General features: G+C 53.7%; 17 protein-coding genes. 12 read left to right on the top strand and 5 right to left on the bottom strand.

Features of this window, described 5'->3' with window-relative positions:
* The 5 genes from sufD to SOJ49_RS06200 all read left to right on the top strand — a co-directional run bounded on the left by sufD (position 1) and on the right by SOJ49_RS06200 (position 4,482).
* Positions 1-1,350 (top strand): Fe-S cluster assembly protein SufD, encoded by a 1,350-nt coding sequence (gene sufD, locus SOJ49_RS06220; protein WP_369857368.1) that lies wholly within the window; start codon positions 1-3, stop codon positions 1,348-1,350.
* A complete protein-coding gene (locus tag SOJ49_RS06215) occupies positions 1,347-2,591 on the top strand; it encodes an aminotransferase class V-fold PLP-dependent enzyme (RefSeq protein ID WP_369857367.1) in 1,245 nt (414 codons plus the stop codon). Before sufD ends, SOJ49_RS06215 begins: the two co-directional genes overlap by 4 nt.
* 28 nt (positions 2,592-2,619) lie before the next feature.
* Positions 2,620-2,979, top strand: a complete 360-nt coding sequence (locus tag SOJ49_RS06210; protein ID WP_369857366.1) for a HesB/IscA family protein — start codon at positions 2,620-2,622, stop codon at positions 2,977-2,979.
* A gap of 167 nt (positions 2,980-3,146) precedes the next feature.
* Complete coding sequence (sufT, locus tag SOJ49_RS06205; RefSeq protein ID WP_369857365.1) at positions 3,147-3,674, top strand: putative Fe-S cluster assembly protein SufT; 528 nt, start codon at positions 3,147-3,149, stop codon at positions 3,672-3,674.
* A gap of 112 nt (positions 3,675-3,786) precedes the next feature.
* Positions 3,787-4,482, top strand: coding sequence for an alpha/beta hydrolase (locus SOJ49_RS06200; protein ID WP_369857364.1), 696 nt, complete (start codon positions 3,787-3,789; stop codon positions 4,480-4,482).
* Here the strand turns inward: SOJ49_RS06200 and SOJ49_RS06195 are convergent.
* From SOJ49_RS06195 to SOJ49_RS06185, 3 genes are all read right to left on the bottom strand, one after another.
* Positions 4,473-6,473 (bottom strand): methyl-accepting chemotaxis protein, encoded by a 2,001-nt coding sequence (locus SOJ49_RS06195; protein WP_369857363.1) that lies wholly within the window; start codon positions 6,471-6,473, stop codon positions 4,473-4,475. The genes SOJ49_RS06200 and SOJ49_RS06195 overlap by 10 nt on opposite strands.
* 151 nt (positions 6,474-6,624) lie before the next feature.
* Positions 6,625-7,617, bottom strand: coding sequence for a diguanylate cyclase domain-containing protein (locus SOJ49_RS06190; RefSeq protein ID WP_369857362.1), 993 nt, complete (start codon positions 7,615-7,617; stop codon positions 6,625-6,627).
* Complete coding sequence (locus SOJ49_RS06185; protein WP_369857361.1) at positions 7,614-12,563, bottom strand: PAS domain S-box protein; 4,950 nt, start codon at positions 12,561-12,563, stop codon at positions 7,614-7,616. Before SOJ49_RS06185 ends, SOJ49_RS06190 begins: the two co-directional genes overlap by 4 nt.
* Before the next feature lie 252 nt (positions 12,564-12,815).
* On the opposite strand from SOJ49_RS06185, the gene SOJ49_RS06180 reads away from it, so the two are divergent.
* The 4 genes from SOJ49_RS06180 to SOJ49_RS06165 all read left to right on the top strand — a co-directional run bounded on the left by SOJ49_RS06180 (position 12,816) and on the right by SOJ49_RS06165 (position 18,727).
* Positions 12,816-16,262: an ATP-binding protein gene (locus SOJ49_RS06180; RefSeq protein WP_369857360.1), complete on the top strand. Its 3,447-nt coding sequence runs from the start codon at positions 12,816-12,818 to the stop codon at positions 16,260-16,262.
* 151 nt (positions 16,263-16,413) lie between these two features.
* On the top strand, positions 16,414-16,767 hold the full coding sequence (locus SOJ49_RS06175) for an ArsC family reductase (RefSeq protein WP_369857359.1): 354 nt from the start codon (positions 16,414-16,416) through the stop codon (positions 16,765-16,767).
* A gap of 51 nt (positions 16,768-16,818) precedes the next feature.
* The gene (gene dapD, locus SOJ49_RS06170; protein WP_369857358.1) at positions 16,819-17,850 is read left to right on the top strand and encodes a 2,3,4,5-tetrahydropyridine-2,6-dicarboxylate N-succinyltransferase; all 1,032 of its coding nucleotides are present in this window, start codon (positions 16,819-16,821) and stop codon (positions 17,848-17,850) included.
* Positions 17,851-18,532: 682 nt separating this feature from the next.
* Complete coding sequence (locus SOJ49_RS06165; RefSeq protein WP_369857357.1) at positions 18,533-18,727, top strand: (2Fe-2S)-binding protein; 195 nt, start codon at positions 18,533-18,535, stop codon at positions 18,725-18,727.
* 179 nt (positions 18,728-18,906) lie between these two features.
* Here the strand turns inward: SOJ49_RS06165 and SOJ49_RS06160 are convergent, their stop codons facing one another.
* Positions 18,907-19,656 (bottom strand): sulfite exporter TauE/SafE family protein, encoded by a 750-nt coding sequence (locus SOJ49_RS06160; RefSeq protein WP_369857356.1) that lies wholly within the window; start codon positions 19,654-19,656, stop codon positions 18,907-18,909.
* A 203-nt stretch (positions 19,657-19,859) separates the two neighbouring features.
* On the opposite strand from SOJ49_RS06160, the gene SOJ49_RS06155 reads away from it, so the two are divergent.
* The 3 genes from SOJ49_RS06155 to aroQ all read left to right on the top strand — a co-directional run bounded on the left by SOJ49_RS06155 (position 19,860) and on the right by aroQ (position 21,561).
* The gene (locus SOJ49_RS06155) at positions 19,860-20,804 is read left to right on the top strand and encodes an AEC family transporter (protein ID WP_369857355.1); all 945 of its coding nucleotides are present in this window, start codon (positions 19,860-19,862) and stop codon (positions 20,802-20,804) included.
* 22 nt (positions 20,805-20,826) lie between these two features.
* Complete coding sequence (locus SOJ49_RS06150) at positions 20,827-20,994, top strand: hypothetical protein (protein ID WP_369857354.1); 168 nt, start codon at positions 20,827-20,829, stop codon at positions 20,992-20,994.
* 138 nt (positions 20,995-21,132) lie between these two features.
* Positions 21,133-21,561, top strand: a complete 429-nt coding sequence (gene aroQ / locus SOJ49_RS06145; protein WP_369857353.1) for a type II 3-dehydroquinate dehydratase — start codon at positions 21,133-21,135, stop codon at positions 21,559-21,561.
* Positions 21,562-21,669: 108 nt separating this feature from the next.
* Here aroQ and SOJ49_RS06140 read toward each other — a convergent pair whose 3' ends face one another.
* Positions 21,670-21,885 (bottom strand): VF530 family DNA-binding protein, encoded by a 216-nt coding sequence (locus tag SOJ49_RS06140; RefSeq protein ID WP_369857352.1) that lies wholly within the window; start codon positions 21,883-21,885, stop codon positions 21,670-21,672.
* Positions 21,886-22,030 lie beyond the last annotated feature (145 nt).

The raw sequence follows: 22,030 nt of genomic DNA, 5'->3' as shown, positions 1-22,030 counted from the left end.
ATGGTAGAGACGAATCCGGCTGCCAGCTTTCAGCAGCAGCAACTTAATCAGCAAGATACTATTGCTCCCCTGGACTGGTTGGCTGACATTAACCATGCCGGTCGTGCAGCCTTTGCCGCTGCGCCGTGGCCAAATCGCAAAACCGAGGCGTGGAAGTATTGCTCGCTGAAAACCCTGGCGGCAGACAGCTACAGTGCTGCTGTTCCGGTTACACCAGTCGATGCCGATACGCTGGCCAGCACCATCACCATCGCCGGGCTGGACAGCTACCAGCTGGTACTGGTGAATGGCCAGATCGATACCGCATTGTCGAGCGCCCTGGCACTGGAACAGGTGGTGCTGTTTGCCGATGCCACTAGCGAGCAACAAGCGCGGATTGTCGAGCGTTTGTCTAACGCCCGTCATCAATCGAATCATCACCTGTTTAACGACCTTAACGACGCCGCGCTCAGCAGCGGCGTGCTGATCACCATTGGTCGTAACAGCCCGCTCGACAAACCACTGCAAATCTGTTCAGTCAATACCGGTGCCGATCATGCCTACAGCATCAACAGCCGAGTATTGGTGGAGCTGGAAACCAGCGCCGAGCTGACACTGATTGAGCAGTTTGCCTCCGTAACACAGAGCAGCGACAACAGTTTTACCAATAACCAGACGGATATTCTGGTCGGCGATAATGCCCGCCTGACCCATTATCGTCTTAACCAGATGCAGCAAGCCGCCGCCTTTATCGGTACCAGCCGTATCGATCTGCAACGGGATGCCCAGTACCTGGCGTTTCACCTCGGACTTGGCTCGGCGCTGACCCGTAATGACCTGGTGGTCAACCACAATCGTGGTGGCTCACACTCGGAAATTTCCGGTGTCTACGTCCCCCAGGAGTCGCAACTGGTCGATTTCCACACCTGTATCGAACACGTCGCTGCCCAGTGCACCAGCAATGAAGTGTTCCGCGGCATTATCAACGACCAGGCCAAAGCCGTATTCAACGGCCGCATTCATATCCACAAGAATGCCCAGAAAACCCTGGCGGAACTGAGCAACAAGAACCTGTTACTGACCAACAAGGCCGAAATCAACACCAAACCGGAACTGGAAATCTACGCCGACGACGTTAAATGCGCCCACGGTGCGACCGTTGCCCAACTGGATGACAAGGCCCGCTTCTATATGCAAAGCCGGGGCATCAGCGAACAGGAAGCCCAGGTCATGTTGAGCTTTGGTTTTATCAACGAACTGCTGGAAGCGCTGCCACATCCCGCCGTTGGTGACTGGTTACGCCCGCTGCTGGCGCAGCGTTTTGGTCGTGTCCAGGCCTTTACTCACGAGCAGATCGAGGCACTGTCATGATCGACGCCTATTCCGCAGAGACCCGCCGTTACATCGACAATATCCGCCAGGATTTCCCGGCGCTGCAACAGCAAGTGCATGGCAAGCCACTGGTCTATCTCGACAACGGTGCCACCACGCACAAGCCAAACGTTGTGATCGAAGCCGAAGCGACGTTCTATCGTACGGTCAACTCCAACGTCCACCGCGGTGCCCATTACCTCAGTGACGTCGCGACCGAGCAGTTCGAAGGTGCCCGTAAAGTCGTGCAGGAATTCATCGGGGCGTTAAAACCGGAAGAAATTGTCTGGACCCGAGGCACTACCGAAGGTATTAACCTGGTGGCATCCACCTGGGGCCGCAAGCACATTGGCAAGGGTGACCGCATTCTGGTCAGTGAAATGGAACATCATTCCAATATCGTGCCCTGGCAAATGCTGTGCGCACAGGTCGGCGCAGAACTGATCCCGATCCCGGTCAAGGATAACGGCGAACTCGACCTGAACGCCTTGGCCGAATTGATGGAGCCACGGGTCAAGCTGATCTCCGTTGCGCACGTCTCCAACGCCCTTGGTAGTGTCAATCCGATTCCGGACATTGTCCGTATGGCACGGATTAACGAATCCGTGGTGATGGTTGATGGTGCCCAGGGGGTCTCCCACTTTGATGTCGATGTGCTGCAGCTGGATGTCGATTTCTATGCTTTTTCCAGCCACAAGTTGTTTGGCCCGACCGGTATGGGTGTGTTGTACGGCAAGGAAGAACTGCTCAATGACATGCCGCCCTATCAGGGCGGTGGTGAAATGATTGAACACTGCTCTTTTGCTGGCACCACCTACAACCAGTTACCCTACAAGTTTGAAGCGGGCACCCCCAATATTGCCGGTGCGATTGGCCTGGCTGCTGCCATCAACTACCTCAACGGTCTCGATCGCAAGGTACTGGTCGCCCAGGAAGAGGCTCTGATCCAAAAAGCCCACGCCATGGCGCTGGAGTTGGGTGGTATCCGTATCATCGGCGAAGCGGCCAAAAAAGCCTCCGTCTTCAGTTTCCTGCTCGACGGTGCGCACCCTGCGGACGTCGGCACCCTGCTCGACCAGCAAGGCATTGCGGTACGTACCGGCCACCACTGTGCCATGCCATTGATGGAACGCCTTGGCGTACCAGGAACCGTGCGGGCCTCGATGGCGTTTTACAATACGCTGGATGAAGTGGATGCCCTGTTCAAGGGGCTGGAAAAAGCCAAGATGTTTTTGCTGTAATGATTCGTGACCGATTGAGGACACACACATGAGTATTGAAACCTACGACCCGAACGCCGCTGCCGAAGTCAGCATGACCGACGCGGCGATTCAACACGTGCGCAAAATGTTGGCCAAAAATAATGACAAAAGCGGCGTGCGTCTGGCTGTCAAAAAGAGTGGCTGTTCAGGATTCAAGTACGATATTGAATTTGTTGATGCTTCCAGCCCTGGCGACCAGGTAGTCCAGGTCGCCAGTGACGTGATCCTGTACGTCGCCGAAGATGCCAGAGCCTATGTCCGTGGCACCGAAATCGACTTCACCAAAGAAGGCCTGAACAGCATCATCAAGTTCAACAATCCCAATGCCCGTGATTTGTGTGGCTGCGGTGAATCCTTTTCGGTGTAACCTTGCCATGTCTCCTTGGTATGTACCTTTTCAGGTCATGAGGTCATGCTGAGGTGCCATCCATGCCACAACTGCTGAACGTCCGGAGATATTGCACTGACCCGGCGTGATGCCGGTATCAAAACGGCACCCACTCAGCAAAATTTCAGCGACAGGTAGCTTCATTTATGGAAAAACGCATGGTCGTTTCGCTGGCTGCATGTCCAGCGCGACAGGTTCCTTCCGGTATTCCTGCCACCATTCCGCCCGGTGTCTTTGTCACCATCAATCAGGCACTGGGTGGCAATTATACGGTCACCGTTAACGGCAACATGATGCGGGTTGATGGCACCGATGCGGCCGCGCTGGGCCTGCAAGCAGAACAGATTGTCTTCGAGGATCACGGCGATAACGTGGTTCGGAAAGAACAGGTTGAGCAAGCATTACGGACGATTTTCGACCCGGAAATTCCCATCAATTTGCTCGACCTGGGTCTGATTTATGGCATAGAGATTGACGGTCATCAGGTCAACATCCGCATGACACTGACCGCACCGACCTGTGGCATGGGACCAGTACTGATTTCCGACGTCAAATATCGGGTCGCCAAAGTCCCCAATGTCAGTGCCGTCAACGTCGAACTGGTGTTTGAGCCACAATGGCATCGTGACATGATGACCGAAGAAGCCCAGCTTGAAGCAGGTCTGTTTTTCTGACAGACCCTGTTTGCCTCGCCTGCCGGATACTTGGCTTGATGTCCATTATCCGGCACGCCTTGTTACCTCTGGCTATCTTGCATACGACACCTGCCCTTGAGACAAACACCGCATGAAAATGACCGAAACCCCTGAGCAAGTTGTGCTCGAGCCATCTGCAGATCCTGCCAGCGCCTGTCTGATCTGGCTGCATGGCCTGGGAGCGGACGGCTACGATTTTGTGCCGGTGGTACAGCATATGGCGAGCTTGATAGATACATCACAACTGCGCTGTATTTTCCCCCATGCCCCCAAACGGCCAGTCACGATGGCCGATGGCGCAGCCATGCGCTCCTGGTACGATATTATGGCGATGACGCCAAAACGCACCATCGACCCGGATCAGCTGGCCGACTCAGTGAATCGGCTGTATCAGCTGATTCAACAACAAATTGATATGGGCATACCTTCCTGGAAAATTGTGCTTGCCGGGTTTTCCCAAGGAGGGGCGGTTGCTTATCAGGCCGCAACCAGCTTTGGTCAGCCACTCGGCGGGCTGATTGCTCTGAGCACCTACATTCCCGATGGCACTCGGGTGAATCCGTTCAAGGTTCATCCTGCCAATAGCCAGCTGCCAGTCATGGTTGCCCATGGCACGGTGGATCCGGTTGTGCCGATCTCGCTGGCGATGGTGGCGCTGGAACAGCTGCGCCACAACGGCCTGCAACCACTCTGGCGCAGCTATCCGATGAAGCACGAGGTTTCGTACCCGGAAATTGAAGACGTCAGCCGTTTTCTCAGTGGCTGCTTGGGCCAAAATCAATCCTGATGCAAGCGGAATCGCTCTGCCAGCGTCATCAGATTGCCCGCCAGTTCACGCTGCTGGCCACCGGTCTTGCGCATAAACTTGCCGGTGGCCACGGTCGACTCTGATGAACGCTGAATAGCCATCATGTTCTGGCCCAGCTCTTTATTGGTCGTCACCTGCTCTTCTGCCGCTGCGGCCACCTGATCAGACATATCCCGGATACTGCGGACAGCGGAACGTATTTGGGCCAGCTCTCTGGCGACGGTACCCGACAGCTCGACCGTTTGCCGCGCCACTTTCTGCGATTCTTCAACAGAATGATAGGCGAGCTGTGAATCTTGCTGGAAACGGCCAACAATCCGGCCGATTTCGGCAGTAGACTCTTGTGTTTTTTGCGCCAATGACCGGACTTCATCCGCGACAACAGCAAACCCCCGGCCCTGCTCTCCCGCACGGGCAGCTTCAATCGCAGCATTCAGCGCCAGCAGGTTGGTTTGCTCGGCAATAGCCTTGATCACCTCCAGTACCCCGGCAATGGCATCACTGGAACGGTGCAAATCCTGAATCACCTCCGCCGCCTGATTCATCTGGGTATTGAGGTTTTCAATACAACCCAGACTGAGATCGACCGTTTCACCGCTGCTGTCGGCCGTTTGATTGGCCTGGCTGGCCTGGTCAGCCACTTGCTGGATGCTGTAGGCAATGTCCTGCGTCGCCTGTTCCAGCTGACTGACAGCGGTCGCAGCACTCGAGGTTTCATCCTGCTGTACCTGCATCCCTCGGGTACTCAGCGAAATAGTCATGTGATTCTGAATAGCGATCAGGTTCATTTCTGTCGCGCTGATGGCAATCTGGGAAACGGTTTCTTCCATGCGCTCCAGTAATTGATTACAGGCGGTCGCCACTTCGCCCAACTCATCCTTCAGGTAGACCGGCACCCGCTGAGACAGATCGAGTCCCTGACTGATGGCCACAATTTGCTGATGCAGCACCTTGACCTGACGATAAAACATGCCGGACACCAGTAGCGTCAGCACGGTAGAGAGGATCAGGAAAAACAGCCCGAGCAGAATAATGTTCCAGTAAGCACGGCTGACGTCCGCCAGACGAGACGAGGCCGTATCCAGCAACACGGCTTCGAGTCCATTCTCCAGTACCTTGAGTTGATTGATACGTGCGGTCGAGGCAGCAAACCAGTCACTGGCGGCCACTCCGAACCCGCCCGTAGTGGCATATTGATGCGCCATCGCACGGTAGTCCGCAACAGCACGCTGGAAGGCCGATCCCAGAAAGGCGTCAAATTGTTGTCTGCCTGCGGCATTGGAAAATTGATAAAACGAGTCAAGATAGGCGCTTTGCTCGGTTTCCAGACGGATAAAACGGAGGTACAAGCCCGCTGAAAACTCGTTGGCACCAAAGGCATTACTCAACACCGCACGCTCAATACCGGCGCGCTCTTTGCCTTGCAGCAAATTGTAATAGGCCTGCAATTGGCGGGAAATCGCACCATCACTGGTATAGTCCGTCGCAATCGCCGACAGCGCCAGCAAGTGGCGGATAATACCGGTATAAAATGCCAGCGCATCGGGCAAGTCGAGTGCCAATCCTGCAACACCGGAGCGTACATCAGCCAAACGCTGCAAGTCGGCTTGGGCGGTCGTAATCACCGCAGCTACCTTGGGATAGTCAGACAGGTCAGTATGATCGAGCAGCACTTCCCAGGCTTGTAATTGGTCATCACTGACACGCCGTTGTTGCGGCAGTGTCTCACTGAATGACGTGCCCTGACTCCCCAGGAACCCGGCCGACAGACCACGTTCTTTTTGTAACTCATGCGCCAGCAGACTATTTTGTCTGGCCAGATTAACCAGCACTGAAATCGCCTGCATTTCGCTTTTCTGTACCGACCTCACACTCACATCTTCGGCCAGTAAATACACCAGAGCAATCAGAGGCACAGTGATCATCAGTAACAATTTACCTTTTACTGACAAGCGTGAAAGTAAGCTCATATCTGTTCCCTCTGTCCTTGTACGCATGTTGTTCCACATGGCCATAAATAATCAAACTCTTTTCAGACTAGAGGATGTTGCTGAAAATGCAGCACGTCACCCGTCTGAGATTGAATAAATCACTCGCCCAGCGATACCGGTTACTGACTGGTCAGGCATCGTGAACGATGGTTTGGCAATCCGTACCCGCAGCATCCGCTGGCAGTTGTATCCCCATATAGCGCCCTCTGCCCTGCTGTTTGGCCTGATATAACTGGATATCAGCGGCCTTGATCAGATCGGCGCGATTCATGGTTAAATTTGGTTTCACCGTTGCACCTCCCAGGCTGACAGAAACCTGTGATGCCAGGGGAGATTCCGCATGAGGTATCGCCAGGGTTTCAATACTGAGGAGGATATCATTGGCGACTTTTTTGGCGCCTTGCTGGTTGGTATCCGGCAAGAGGCAAACAAATTCCTCACCGCCATAACGCGACAAGCTGTCACTGGGGCGTTTGAGCACCGCCTTGATGGTCTGTGCAACCCGGATCAGACATTGATCCCCTTCAAGATGGCCATAATAATCGTTGTAACGTTTGAAGTAGTCCAGATCCACCATGATCAGCGACAGTTCACGCTGCTCGCGCAAGTCCTGCTTCCAGTTCAGCTCCAACGTCTCTTCAAAACGACGGCGATTGGAAACGCCGGTCAGTCCGTCTTGCAAGGCACTGGCACGCAACAAGTCACGTTGAATCTTGACCGCTATATGGGTTCGCACGCGGGCATACACCAGCACCGGATTAACGGGTTTGGTAATAAAGTCCACCGCCCCCACATCAAATCCGCGCAGCTCATTTTCAACTTCCTGCTGTGATGACACAAAAATAACGGGGATATCTGCGGTCATGGCATCTGCTTTTAACTGCCGGCAAACGGTATAACCATCAATGCCGGGCATCATGATATCCAGCAAGATCAGATCCGGTTGCTGCTTGCGGCAAATTTCAATAACTCGACGACTGTCTGTTGCCATTGATACCTGGCATTCGTTTTTAAAAATTTCATTCAATACCCGGATAATCAGTGGCTGATCATCCACAACCAGCAAACGGGGCAGTCGATCCAACCCCGGAATCCATTCATTAAACGATCCTGCGGTATTCATTGATCCCCCCGCATCTGGCGCAGTGTCTGCCTGGCCTGTTCAAATTCAAGACTTCCAATCTGCATAATCAACGGCTCCAGCCATTGCGGATAAGCAGAGCGGATCACTTCTGGACAGCATTCCACCATTTCCACGACCTTCATATCGCCATTGTCCAGGCTGGCATCAAGACTGTTCAGCCAGTTTGCTATTTCCTGATCCTCTTCGCCTGTCACAGAGCTCAGGGGCCTGTCATACACACCAGGCTGGCTCGAGACCAGGCTCCCGGCCATTGCTTTTGCCTCCGGCATACCATCAAGCGCCTGCACCGCTTGCTGTAATGCCACGACAGAGCGCTCAGACAAGTGCCTCAATTCGGCGATCAGGCTATCGCTATCCGGCAGGTTGTTCCCCTCCGAACCGGCCTGCACAAACACCGGCTCCAGCGCCGCAGCACGCTTGGCCAGACCGATCGCCCCCATCGTGCCTGCATTGCCTTTCAGGGCATGCAGTGTGGCAGCGGCCTCGGGCCAGCCCGCCGACTGCAGCTGCAGCGCCAGTTTTTCCAGCAGTACGCCAAAATCTTCTTTTATCGTCGCCAGCAAACGCGTGTAGATCTCCTGTTTGCCACCGAAGCGGCGCAAAATGGTAGCAAGTGGCTCGACCAGTACGTCAGTCTCACCACCACTTTGCTGGTCGTTCGCCATTACCGGTCGGGACGGAGATCTGGCAGGATCAATGGTAGCAAGAATGGCTGTGACGATACGATCGAGATCGATCGGCTTGCCCACATGCCCATTCATACCCGCCTCAATACATTCAGCATAGTCATCCAGTGACACATTGGCGGTCATGGCCAGTATCGGCAATTGTTCCTTGCTGACACGGGTACGAATCAATCGGGTCGCTTCCAGGCCATCCATGCCGGGCATCTGGATGTCCATCAGTACCAGGTCGTAAGGTCGCGCATTGTCGCTAACGCGATTCACGCCTTCCTGTCCACTTTCAGCCAGATCCACCCGAGCGCCCTCCAGTCGTAACAATTCACTGACTATTTCACGATTGATGCCGTTATCTTCCACGACCAGTAAATTCACGCCCTCAAGCCGGGGTTTGGCCAAGCCGGTGATGACGTTGTCGTCGATCTGCTTGCCGTTCAGCAGCTCGTTGGCAACGTGATACAATTCTGCTGGCGTCACCGGTTTACAGAGGAAGGCAACCTCTTCTGCCGCTTCGGACAAGGGCTGACAATGATCATCCAGGACGCCAAGGACAATGACCGCAGGAGCCTGGCCCATTAATGGTGCAACCCTGAGTCGCAAGATTAATTCCTCAACCCGGATACCCACTATCGATGCATCCAGCAGCACCAGATGCACTGGCTGCTCACGCTGGTTGGCTTGCTCAATATAGTCAACCGCAGCAATCCCATCCAATGCCTGAACCATTTCCCAGTGTGCCGCTTCGCCCAGACGCATTAACGGTGTTGCCACCAGCGATTTGTTTTCAACCAGTAACACCCGGCGGGGCGGATTTTCGGCAGAGGCCAGATATGTGCTGCGATTGTCCGTCCGTTGCAGTTTTACATCGAACCAGAAACGGCTGCCCCTATCCTGCCTGCTTTCCAGCTGCAACTCGCTGCCCATCAGCTCCACCAGGCGCTTGCAAATGACCAGCCCCAGCCCGGTGCCACCAAAATGCCGACTGACTGACGCTTCGGCCTGAATAAAGCCGGAGAAAATACGTTGCTGCTGTTCGTCGGAGATACCGATCCCGGTATCGATAACCTCAATTCTCAAATCCATCGACGGTTCACTGTCGGCCAAAATACTGACCCTGACCATGACATGGCCTGACGGCGTAAACTTCAGCGCATTGCCCGCCAGGTTGATCAATACCTGCAACAAGCGCTTGCTATCCCCTTCGAATTGAACGGGTAAGCAGGGGGTAATATCAAACACCAGTTCAACCGGTTTTTGGCCCAGATTTCCTGCCATCACAACACCCAGAGTACGTAACAGCTCGTTCATATCGAAGGGGTGAACATCCAGCGCTAATTTACCGGCTTCGATTTTGGAATAATCGAGCACATCGTTTAGCAGCAGCAGCAGCGAACGCCCGGCATTCTGCGCCTTGGACAGGTAATCCGACTGGCGCTCGGTCAGCTGGCTTTGTTGTAACAGGGCCAGCATGCCCAACACAGCGGTCATGGGGGTACGGATTTCATGACTCATATTGGCCAGAAAGGCGGATTTAGCCGCACTGGAGGCATCGGCCTGATCTCTGGCATACCGCAGGTGTGCTTCATGCAGTATCTGTTCGGTGATGTCCTGATTGATGCCGGTGATACGAATCACCCGACCATGACTGGCGCGCTCGGCACGAGCAGCGCATTGGATATGCCGGATGTTGCCATCGGGCCAGACAATCCGGAACACAGTGTCAAAATAGCCAACATCCATGCAGGTTCGCAGCAACGACTCAGCCATAACCTGATCGTCCGGGTGTACTCGTTCCGACCAGCGCTCCAGTTCCAAGTCTTCATTTTTCAACTCAACCGGCTGTTGATACAGGCTGAACATACGATCATTCCAAGTCAGTAGCTCGGTATCGGTATCCCAGCTCCAGACCCCCAATTCCGCCACTTCAGCGGCCATTTCCAATTGGCTGATAGCACTTTGAACCACGCGCTGATGCTGATAGTGCTCGGATAAATCGGTCAACACGCCGACCACAATCAGACCGCCATCCTGTTCTACAGCACCAAAGCTGATCTGCGCCGGAAACAGGCTGCCATCATGACGCATCGCCTGAATTTCCTGCTCAAATGTACGGTTACTGCCTGCAAAGGCTTCGATATCGATCAGCAGTGAATGCATGAAATTATCCGTGACGGCATCGACCGACGGCGGCATCAACATGCGGATACTGCTGCCGATGATTTCCCCGGACGAGTAACCGAACAGCTGTTCTGCCGCCGGATTAAACAGCTTGATGTTACCGGAACGATCCATGGTGATAATCGGATTGACGGCAGTATCGAGAATGGCCTGGGTCGTCTTGAGGCTTTGCTGCAATTTCATTTCGGTGCGTTTGCGATGAGTGATATCAAAGACAATGCCCAGATACCCTGTCACCTCGTTGCTGTTTTCAGAGCAAATTGCCGTGACCGATACACTCACCGTCAAGCGCTTGCCCTGGCGCGTCATGTAGGTCCACTCGCGGGTTTCTGCGCCTTCCCGTTCGGGTAACGCCACCAGCACATCAAAACCGTCAACCGATACGCCGAGGGCTTCCGTCAGCTGCTGTGCCCGTTGTTTCAGTTCATCACTGTCATGAAAAATCACTGGTGTACGGATGCCAACCATCTCCTCTGAACAGTAGCCCAACATACGTTCGGCACCCGAGTTGAACAGCGTAATCACACCTTCTTTAGTGGTGGCGACAATGCCGACTTCTGACGATGAACGCAAAACGCCCTGCAGTAATTGGTTGATCCGATCGGCCTCACCAGTGCGTTGTTCGACTTGTTGTTCCAGTTTGTGCTGCAGTTCAAGCACATGCGCCTGCGCCTGCTTTTGGCGAGAAATATCACGAATGGTCTGCGACAACCCAACCAGACGACCACTGGCATCGCGGATCCCCGAGGCCGAAACCGAAACATCAATCAGCTGACCATCCAAAGCCAGACGCCGGGTTTCCAATGGCCGGACATGCAACCCCCGCTTCACCACCGAGGTCAAGATACGTTCACTTTCCTGCTGCAGGTTCTCCGGTACAATGCGCTCCGTCAGCGACGTTCCCAGCATGGTCTCGGCCGGAAAGCCCAACAAACGCTCGGCACCACTGTTCCAGCTGGTGATGATGCCATCGGCATCAGTACTGACAATGCCATCAACGGAACCGTCGACAATCGCCGCCAGGTGTTGACGCTGTGACAGGTATTCCCCGCGACGCATGCGCCCGCTGATCAGCAGATACAGCAACATGGCCAAGAGCAGGTTAACAACCGCGCCCACCACGGCCACCTGAACCGGTGAGACCAGATGAAGACTGGCAGCAAACCCTGGCTGCGGGATCACCTCTATTTGCCACTGACGGCCAAAAACCGCACGCTGGACAGCAGTCGCCTGTACTACTTGGGACGAGTCTGATGTGGATTCTTTCAGGGTGGAATAAAATACTTCCGGATGTTGGTTATCGGTTATATCGGTAAAGCGCAGACTGACAAGGGCATCATTTTTCTTCAGATCGGCCAGCACTTGCCCCATCAGCAAGGGGGCGTAACTCCAGCCAAGCAATTGTTGTTCACGCTCTTCAGGTTGCAGCGGCGTCACCGGGATACGATAAACCGGTAGCAGAATCAGAAAGGATTGCAGCCGCTTACCAGCAGTTTGTACCAGAGTAATGGGAGCCGTTAACTGCACATCACCCAATGTCATCGCTGCGATAGCGGCATTACGACGCGCTGACTCCGAGGCAATATCAAGACCGACGGCTTCAGCGTTGCCAAGCAGTGGCTCAATGTACTCAATAATAAACCGGTCGCCTTCGTGTCTCTGGATCTGGCGAATGCCAAAGTGTTCCCGCACCTTCTGTTGATCAGCAAGGTAACCCGGCAATGCTTGCTCAGAGACTTTACGTATAAACCCAAACCCCCGCGCTCCCGGAAATTCCTGATCCAGATTGCGCGTCATGGCATAGCTTTTTATTGCCAGTTCATTCAGCCGGTCGCCTGCGACCAACACCACGCCACGCATACCGCGCAGGCCATATTCATAAAGGTTAATGCGGTTAACAACCTGATCCGCCATATCTTCAGCCTGCTGCGTCAATGACTGTTGCAGCTGCTGTTGATTAAAATTTTCCAGTTTCAGCATGACCGCCAGGGTCAGCAACCCGCCAACCGTCAGCAACACAACCTCAAACACCAGATATCTGACTCGCAGGGGCATGCTCCGAAACATCTATTACCTCGTCATAGAGCCCGTGATGGAAATCGTCGAAACCGGACTCTGGGCATGCAGTAAGTCGCGAGTCATGTATTCACTATAGAAGTACATGACGTATTTGCCATTCCTTGCGAAAACGGCGTTCCCTGACTAGCCTTACTGTGATGTCAGGCGGTGATGACCCCTATCCATACAACGCACAGCCAGCCGCAAGCGACACGCTTTTTGACGCTATCCGGGCTGACTGGGCAGGAGTTTTGTTTCAGAATGAATGGCAAGAATTTTTATCTCTGGATCGGGGTCTCTGCGATCCTGTACGTTGGGTTGGCGTTTATTCAACTGTTTGTCGCGCACCAGTCAGCAAAAGAATCTCTCGCCAGTGATACCGAATCCGAGCTGAAAAGGCTGTCTACCCGCTTTGAAAACCAGCTGGCTACCGATCGCAATCACTCGGTCTTTCTCGGCAGTGTGCCGCCAATCAAAGGCATTCTGAGAGCATCGGACAATCTCGGCACCGACCCGCAGGACGGAACCTCACTGGCAGAGTGGAAGCAGCGACTGGAAACCATCTTTTTTGCCTATTTGCAGGTCAACGACCACATTCGCCAAATCCGCTACATCGGCCAACAGAACAATGGCCGTGAGCTGGTGCGAGTAGAACGCCGCAATGGCATCATTAATATCATTCCCGACAAGGACATGCAGGAGAAAGGCGATACCCGCTATTTCAAAGAGTCGATGGAGCTGACCCCTCATAACCTCTATGTCTCTTCCATTGAGTTGAACCGGGAGTTTGGCGAGCTGGATTTTCCGGTATGGCCAACCTATCGGATTGCTATGGCTGTCCACCGTGATGACAGTACGGTGTTTGGTATCGTGATTATCAATATCGATGCCGGCCCCTTGCTGGATATTATTCGCAACAATCATAAAAGCGCCGATGCCTACCTGCTGGATAACGACCTAAACTTCCTGATTCACCCCGACAAACGCCAGGTATTTGCCTTTGAGCTGGGAACGCCTTCCACCTGGCCTTCCTACTTTGGCTCGGCACCAGAGCTGAACGGCCGGAATTTGCACCAGCTGGATACCCGCTCAGGAGGGACTTTTTACTACAAGGCCCAGACCATACCCTACAACGGCGGCAAGAACCCCAGAGCCTTACACCTGCTGGAGGGCTTCAGCGATGCCGATATCCAGTCCAGCACTCTGCAACAGATATTCCAGTACCAGAGCGTATCGCTGCCGGTCTACCTGATTGCGATTATTATCGTATTTCTCTATCACCAGGCGCTTCAGGAAAGAAGCCGCAAGGCCGCCATCAATGGTCAATATCAGGCCATTTTTTCGTCATCATCAGAAGCGATCCTCAGTATTGACACACAGGGCCGAATTACCAGCTGTAACCCCGCTGCAGAACACATGTTTAGCCTGTATGCCGCCAATATTCAGGAACGCCCGGTGGCATCGCTGTTCCATGATTCGGCCAAAGAAATCACCGAGGCGATCCATGACACCATCACCAGTGGACAAAGCCAATCGCTGCTCGTTAATGAAACCCTCAAAGGCAACTCGGTGCAGCTGAGCATTAACTGCAACTGTATTCAGACGCCGGAACATATACGCGACCGGGTTTCCATCCTTATTACCGACGTCACGGAGGAGATCCGTTCCCGACAGCTGTTGGAATCAAGTAATCGGCGCCTCGAAGAGGAAGTCGCTGATCGGACACACCAGCTGGAATTTGCCTTGCAGCAAGCCCATGAAGCCAATCATTCCAAAAGTGATTTTCTGGCCAAGATGAGTCATGAGATTCGGACACCCATGAATGGCGTTTTTGGCATGCTCAGCCTGTTGCGCAAGGACACCCTGACAGAACGTCAGGAACGCCAGCTCGATATGGCCGAAAACAGCGTACGAGCACTGACCCAGCTGATTAACGATATTCTCGACTTCTCCAAAATTGAAGCGGGCAAGATGGACATTGAACATATCGAGTTCGACCTGCTGCAGCTGTTTCATTCCACCGTCTCGACCATGTACGTACAAACCATGGACAAGGATGTCGAGCTACTGGCTGACCTCTCCGATATCCAGGTCAATCTGGTCAAGGGGGATGCCAATCGTATCCGCCAGCTCCTGAATAACCTGATCGGCAATGCCATCAAATTCACCCCCCACGGCCATGTTCTGGTCAACGTCAAAACCGCTGCAGACGAGCACGGCCAATGCCAGCTTGAGTGCCAGGTCATGGATACCGGCATCGGTATTGCTCCGGAACGACAGCAACAGATATTTACCGAGTTTTCCCAGGAAAAAAACAGCACTGCCCGTCACTATGGTGGTACCGGTCTGGGGCTGTCCATTTCACGCCAGTTATGTGAATTGATGGGCGGCACACTGACGCTGGAAAGCAACCCGGGCCAGGGCAGTACGTTCGCCTTTTCCTTACCACTGGAACCTCTGCGGATGCAAGATCACTCACCCATGCCAAGCGGTCTGGAATCCCCTCAGCGAGTGCTTATTTCACTCCGGTCAGAGCAGGAAGCGCGAGTCATTAACAACATGCTCCGGCACTGGAATGTCCAGACCGACATCTGTCCTTCCAGCCAACTCAACGAGTCGACGCTGATCAATACCTCTGCCGACATTCTGGTGCTCGATTGTATCGATTTTGACAGGGTACAGGCGGTACTTGCTGCGCTTCCCGACCAGCCACACAGCCTGCTACTGGCGACTCCCAGTTCCTGTGTATTGCTGCCACAAGATATGCCCAATGGCGTCATTCTCGCTGATCGGCCTATTACCACTGTCACGCTGGAACGCTCTCTGACGTCCTTGCTCACGCGCCATTCAACGTCGCCAGCTCCCGGAACGCCACCGCTGTCAACCAAACCCGCAATTCCCCCAAACCCGACGCATACCGCCAACCTCTTTGACGGAAAATCCATCATCGTCGCGGACGATCACCGCATTAACCGAGAGGTCGTCAAGGGTTTGCTGGAGGATACCGGCGCGACCATACTGGAAGCCAAAGACGGCGTCGAAGTGCTATCGATACTGGATGGCAGCAGCGAAGACGCTGTTTCACTGATTCTGATGGACTGCCAGATGCCCAATCTGGATGGCTATCAGGCAACCCAGGCTATTCGTCAGGGACGTACCGGAAAACATTATGCCGGTGTGCCTGTTATTGCCCTGACGGCCGCCGCTGTCGCTGGCGAACGGGAAAAATGTCTGGCTGCCGGAATGAACGAATACCTGACCAAGCCACTGGAACCCGCCGCCCTGTTTCTTACCCTGAAACACTATTTGCCGTCCGCACATCCCGATCAGAATACAACCCAACACCGCGGATCAAGCAAGCAAATGCACTGGGATCATGGCGCCTTGATGGATAGGATCAATCACAATCGTCCGCTGCAAAAACGCTTGGTCGATATGTTCACCACTCGCGCTACCTACAGTCTGACCGGTATGCAACACGCAGTTGATCAGGGCGATATCGACACTCTGGTCAACACCGCCCGCGGCCTGAGAGCAGCAGCAGAAAATATCTGCGCCCTGCGTATTGCCTCCACCGCTGGCCTGATCGAAGAACGCTGCAGCAGAGCACCCTCGACGTTGCCCGGTGACGCACTACAGCAATCCGTTACCGAACTGCAGGATTTACTCAGTGCCTTTCAGCATGAGACACGCCAGCAACGGCAGTAACACAGCACCCCAGATTCTGCTGGCGTCACCTTCAAGCCCTGATCGCAGCCCGATAACACCAAAAAACCTGCGCTAATATTACCTGCACGCTGAACTCAGCCGTCCGGTTTGGTATCCTTGCGCCTTTCGATTTTTGGCAGCGACTTTCATCATGATCACCATGTACGGCATCAAAAACTGCGACACCATCAAAAAGGCCCGCAGCTGGCTGGATAACGCAGCCATTGACTTCACCTTTCACGATTATAAAAAAGACGGATTGAGTGCCACGCTGGTTGACCAATGGCTGGATGAGCTTGGCTGGGAGGCACTGATCAACAAACGCGGCACCACTTGGCGTGCCCTGCCAGAACCACTAAAAACGCAGATGGATCGCACCAGCGCCCGCCAGGTCATGCTCGACAACCCATCGATTATCAAACGCCCGCTGCTGGATACCGGCAACCAGAAAATACTTGGCTTCAAGCCGGGTGACTACGAATCCCTGTTTAACCAAACCCATTGACTAACTGACCGTCCGGGCCTGTCCGGACGCGCTCGAATCGAGGAATACGACATGAGTAATGCATTTGCACTGGCCATTGGCGTCGGCACCAAAAACAGCAAGGGAGAATGGCTGGAAGTCTTTTACTCACAACCCCTGCTGAATCCGGCCGACAGCCTGATTGAAGCCGCCAAAAGTGCATTCGGCTACGACGGCGGCAACCAGACTATTGAAGCCGATGGCGGCGACCTGAGCGCATTTGCTGATGCCCTGGCCGAACTGGATGCAACCCAGGCCGGTCTCGCCCGCGCCTGTATTGAAAGCGAACAGCCGGTTGTTATCACCGTACTGGAAACGGACACCCAGTCCACCAGCACGCCAGAGGTGTACCTCAAATTGCACCTGCTCTCGCATCGACTGGTCAAACCACATGGTATCAACCTGGCCGGCATGTTTGGCTTGCTGCCCAACGTCGCCTGGACCAACCAGGGGGCGATCGACCTTGCCGAACTGCCCGCCGCCCAGCTCGATGCCCGCTTGAACGGCACACTGCTGAGTGTGAACAGCGTGGATAAATTCCCGCGCATGACCGACTACGTGGTACCGGCGGGTGTGCGTATTGCCGACACCTCCCGTGTCCGGTTGGGTGCCTACATTGGCGAAGGCACCACCATCATGCACGAAGGTTTCGTCAACTTTAACGCTGGTACCGAAGGCGTTTCCATGGTGGAAGGCCGTATCTCTGCCGGGGTGGTGGTCGGTAACGGTTCCGACCTTGGCGGTGGCTGTTCTACTATGGGCACCCTGTCTGGTGGCGGCAATATCATTATCTCTGTCGGTGAAAGTTGCCTGATTGGTGCCAACGCCGGTATCGGTATCCCACTGGGAGATCGTTGTACGGTTGAAGCAGGTCTGTACATCACCTCTGGCACCAAGATTCTGGTACTGGACGACCAGAAAAACGTGGTCGAAACCGTCAAGGGCCGTGACCTGGCGGGCAAATCTGACCTGCTGTTCCGTCGTGACTCCATCAGTGGTGCGGTACAGTGCGTTACCAACAAGAGTGCCATTCAGCTGAACGAAGAGCTGCACGCGCACAACTGATCCTGCTGGCATCGTCTGCGTCATCAAAACCACAGCAGAGGCCAATAACGGCCTGCTGTGGTCTGCCTCCGGGAATGCGCTCTTGTCCGCTTAAACATTTCTACCTGGCCGCTCACTCCACTCCTCACTCCACTCCTCACTCCACTCCTCACTCCACTCCTCACTCCATTATCCCAGCCACTACCCGACCACAGTGCTGCTAACTCGCAATGTAGTATTGCCGACAACGGATTGCTGACAAATTCGCAAGATGCCCCACCGGCGGTTGGAAAACGTTTTTGTAGCCGTGGGCGTTATTTCAACTGTCGGTTTACAGACAAGGCAACAATGACTGAAAAGCAACTTTTAGAGGTAATAAATGCGCATTTACGGTCATTTTTAACGCAGCCATCGCGATGCAGGTCGATTTTCAACAGCCAGCCAAAGGTCATACATACTGGCTAGATACTTGCATCAGGCAATGGTAAAGCAACACCTTGATGCTCAGGAATAGCAGTGTATCGACCTGCTAACGCGGTGGAGTCACCCATCCGGTCACGATGGGTGTTTGCTCAGCCGCAACGAGAAGAATCAGCTTAGACCAAGAATACTGAAATTAATGACGCGAAAGCTATTGCAAACTCTTATCATTTAGATAAACTCTCTTTCATTGATAGTCATTCTCGATTATGGGGATCCGGATATGTATGTTTGTCTGTGTAAGGCCGTAACCAATCAGCAAGTCAAAGACGCTGTTGAGCAAGGACAAAGTTATGGCGAAATGCGTCGGTCACTTGGCCTGGCAACAGACTGCGGTTGTTGCGGACGAGTCGCAAAGCAGTTGATTCAGGAACATGTCCGTACCTTGCCCGAATGTGAGTTTGCCAACGTCGGTTGAGCATCATCTTACCGTTGTCATGGCAACTTGCCGTGACAACACCCGCCCCTTGGTTCGTCACCCCTGCATTGCCGTCCGTTATCCCGGCTCAATATCCTAATCCTATTAGCCGGGTCGACTGACAACAAACAACAAAGCCGCACCAGCACGACGGGCTATTGCTATCCGAGACGTAACCGTCAGAACGCATCCCACAACAGCTTGATACCGATTAACCCCAGTGCCAGATAGATAACCCGGTAGAAAGTTTTGTCATCAATCACCGCCTGCAACTTCACCCCATAGCGCACACCAACCCAGGCGATGGGCATCAGCATAACGGCCGTCAGCAGATTACCCGTGCTGAGTTGTCCCAGCAGACCGTAGGGAATCAGTTTGATTACATTCACACAGGCGATAGTCACCACGACCGTTGCCAGGTATTCCTGCCGGGGCAGACGTAACGGCAACAAATATAAATTCAGCGGTGGCCCACCGGCATGGGCGACAAAACTGGTAAAACCGGTCGTTAAACCGCAGAGACGGGCAACCAGTAATCGTCCTTGTTGCTGCTCACCCAGCTGCAAGTTGTTGCTCAATCCCCACACGGCAAACGCCAACGACAAGATACCCAGCATCATTTTAATGATTTCGGCATTGAGCCAGCCAAACAGCGCATAACCTATTGCGATACCGATCGCCGCTGGCCCGATCAGTCGCCAAAATTCCTGCAGGTTTTGTTTGCCCCACCAGACGCGCACGCTGAAAAAGTCCATCAGCAATAACAGCGGCAACATAATGGCCGCCGCCTGACGAGGATCGATATACAGCGACATCAAAGGCACTGCTACGACACCAACGCCTCCAGCAAAGCCGGATTTGGAAATACCCGTGATCAATACAGCGATTGCTGCCAATAACCAGAACCCTGGTTCAAACCCCATCCACATGTCGTTTTCCTTAAAATGGTCGCCTCGTGGCAAAGCCTACGGTCGCACAACGAACAAGCAATACCATGCACAACAATTAATTGAATCGCTTTATACAACTTTGAATTGTCAGCGCAATAGCCAGACGTGATAGCGTCCAGCCCTGTAACGCAGGTAACCTGTTGATCACTCCAACAATAATCATTTGCCAGGATTCGCCCCAGATGCTGCCCATTCTTTCTATTATCATTCCTATTTTTGCCGTGATTGGCTTGGGTTTTTACCTGGTACACAGCCGCTTCATGCCCAAGGATACGCTGCCGGTATTATCCAAACTGGTGCTGTTCTGCCTGATTCCGGCATTAACCTTCGCCACCGTAGCACGGCTGGATTTTTCCAAGGTACTGGCCTGGGATTTTCTTGGTGTTTACGCCGTTGGGGCCTTGCTGGCCCAGATCGTCGCCCTGTTGCTGTTTCGCGGCATCTTCCGTAATGGCTTATCTGAAAGTGCGATAAAAACGTTGGGATGTTCGATGCCAAACAGCATTTTTATTGGCTATCCGGTGGTAGTACAAGCATTTGGCGAAGAATGGGGGCATACCTTTGCCTTTGCGGTGATGGTCGAGAATATCGTGATTCTGCCTGCCATGCTGGTGCTGGCAGAGCTCGGCAGCAGCAAGGAGCGCCACCAGGAAACCGTGGCCATTACGGTGATTCTGGCTGGCATCGCCCAACGTCTGGCCAAAAACCCAGTACTGATCGCCATCTTTTTTGGCCTGTTGGTGTCGGTATCCGGACTGGAACTGCCACAGGCCGCAGCGCGAACTCTGACGCTGCTGGGTAACGCAGCAGCGGCCATCGCCTTGCTGGTCATTGGTGGCTCCCTCGTCGGCAACCCGATACGGGGTAGCTGGCGCGACATCAGCCTGGTCAGTACCATCAAACTGGTTATCCACCCGCTCGCGGTAGTGCTGGTATTGATGGCTTGGCCAGACTTTGATCCGACGTTGCAAACCCTGACCATCGTTTACGCTGCCTTACCTATGGCTGCCATATTCCCGATTATCGGCAGTAATTACGGCATGCGTAACTTCTGTGCCAGCAGCTTGCTGATTACCACAGTCGCGTCGTTTTTTACCCTCACCGCCGTGCTGCTACTGCTGTTATAACCCGGCCGGGAGAAAGCCCATTATGCTGGCAGTTTTGTCAGTCACTACGCCGATATTTATTCTGATTGCTATCGGCTTTCTGATCGTCCGCCGTGGTGTAATCAAAGCACATGAAATACCAACGCTGGGACGACTGATTACCTCGGTAGCTTTGCCAGCGTTGATTTTTTCACTCGTTATCGCAGTGTAACTTCAGTGAAGTGATCAACCTGACCCGGGTTCCAGCAGCATACGACAGCCGTTTTGTTTACCTGCAGCAGACCGGTATCCGGTAAACTGGCATCCTTAACCGAGCATTGATCCTGCCAAGACATTTACGGATACAACCATGAGCAAACTGATTTACGTTCTGAATGGCCCGAACCTGAACCTGCTGGGCAAGCGTCAACCGGAGATCTACGGCGACGAAACCCTGCAGGATGTTGAAGACAAGATGCGTCAGCGCGGCACCGAACTGGATCTGACGATCGAATTTTTTCAGAGTAACCATGAAGGCGAGATTATCGACCAGATTCATGCCGCCCGCGACCACGCCCAGGGCATTATTATCAACCCGGCAGCTTATACCCATACCTCGGTCGCCATACTGGATGCCCTGAATGCGTTTGAGTCAGCCGTGGTCGAAGTGCATATTTCCAACGTCCACAAACGCGAGTCCTTCCGTCACCACTCCTATGTATCCTTGCGTGCTGAAGCCGTCATTGCCGGAATGGGGACATTGGGTTACCGGGTAGCGCTGGAGTATTTCGCCCAGTAAAAATCGTTGTCGTTTGAGCAAGCCCCACCAGTGTTATCTTGCCCGCAGTCGACGGTTAATCGCCAGTTCAATCCAGTTAAGTCCAATGCCGGTTAACCGGAAACCGGATTAAAAAGTAGCAAGATACAGCGCTTCGACCTTGTTGCGTGCCCATTCGGTTTTGCGTAAAAACTTCAGCGACGATTTGATCGACGGATCGCTCTTGAAACAATTCAGGTTGATTTCCTGAGCTAATCCCGGCCAGCCATAATGTTCAACCAGACGCTTCAGTATGCTTTCCAGAGTCAAGCCATGCAGTGGGTTATTCGGTTGTTCATGTGCCATCAGTGTGTACCTCGCGCGGGATAGCCAAACAATGAACGCAGAAGCATGCCTGCGAATTCAACAAGAGCGAAGTGTTAGGCCAAAGAGGTAACAGAGTAAAGCTGAATCCGATCCGGGAACCGGCCAGTCGAGTCGACCCCGGATC

The organism is Candidatus Thalassolituus haligoni (assembly GCF_041222825.1).
Classification (GTDB): domain Bacteria; phylum Pseudomonadota; class Gammaproteobacteria; order Pseudomonadales; family Oceanobacteraceae; genus Oceanobacter; species Oceanobacter antarcticus.
Note: the sequence above shows the minus strand (reverse complement) of the source record. Positions and strands in the feature narration are given on the sequence as shown.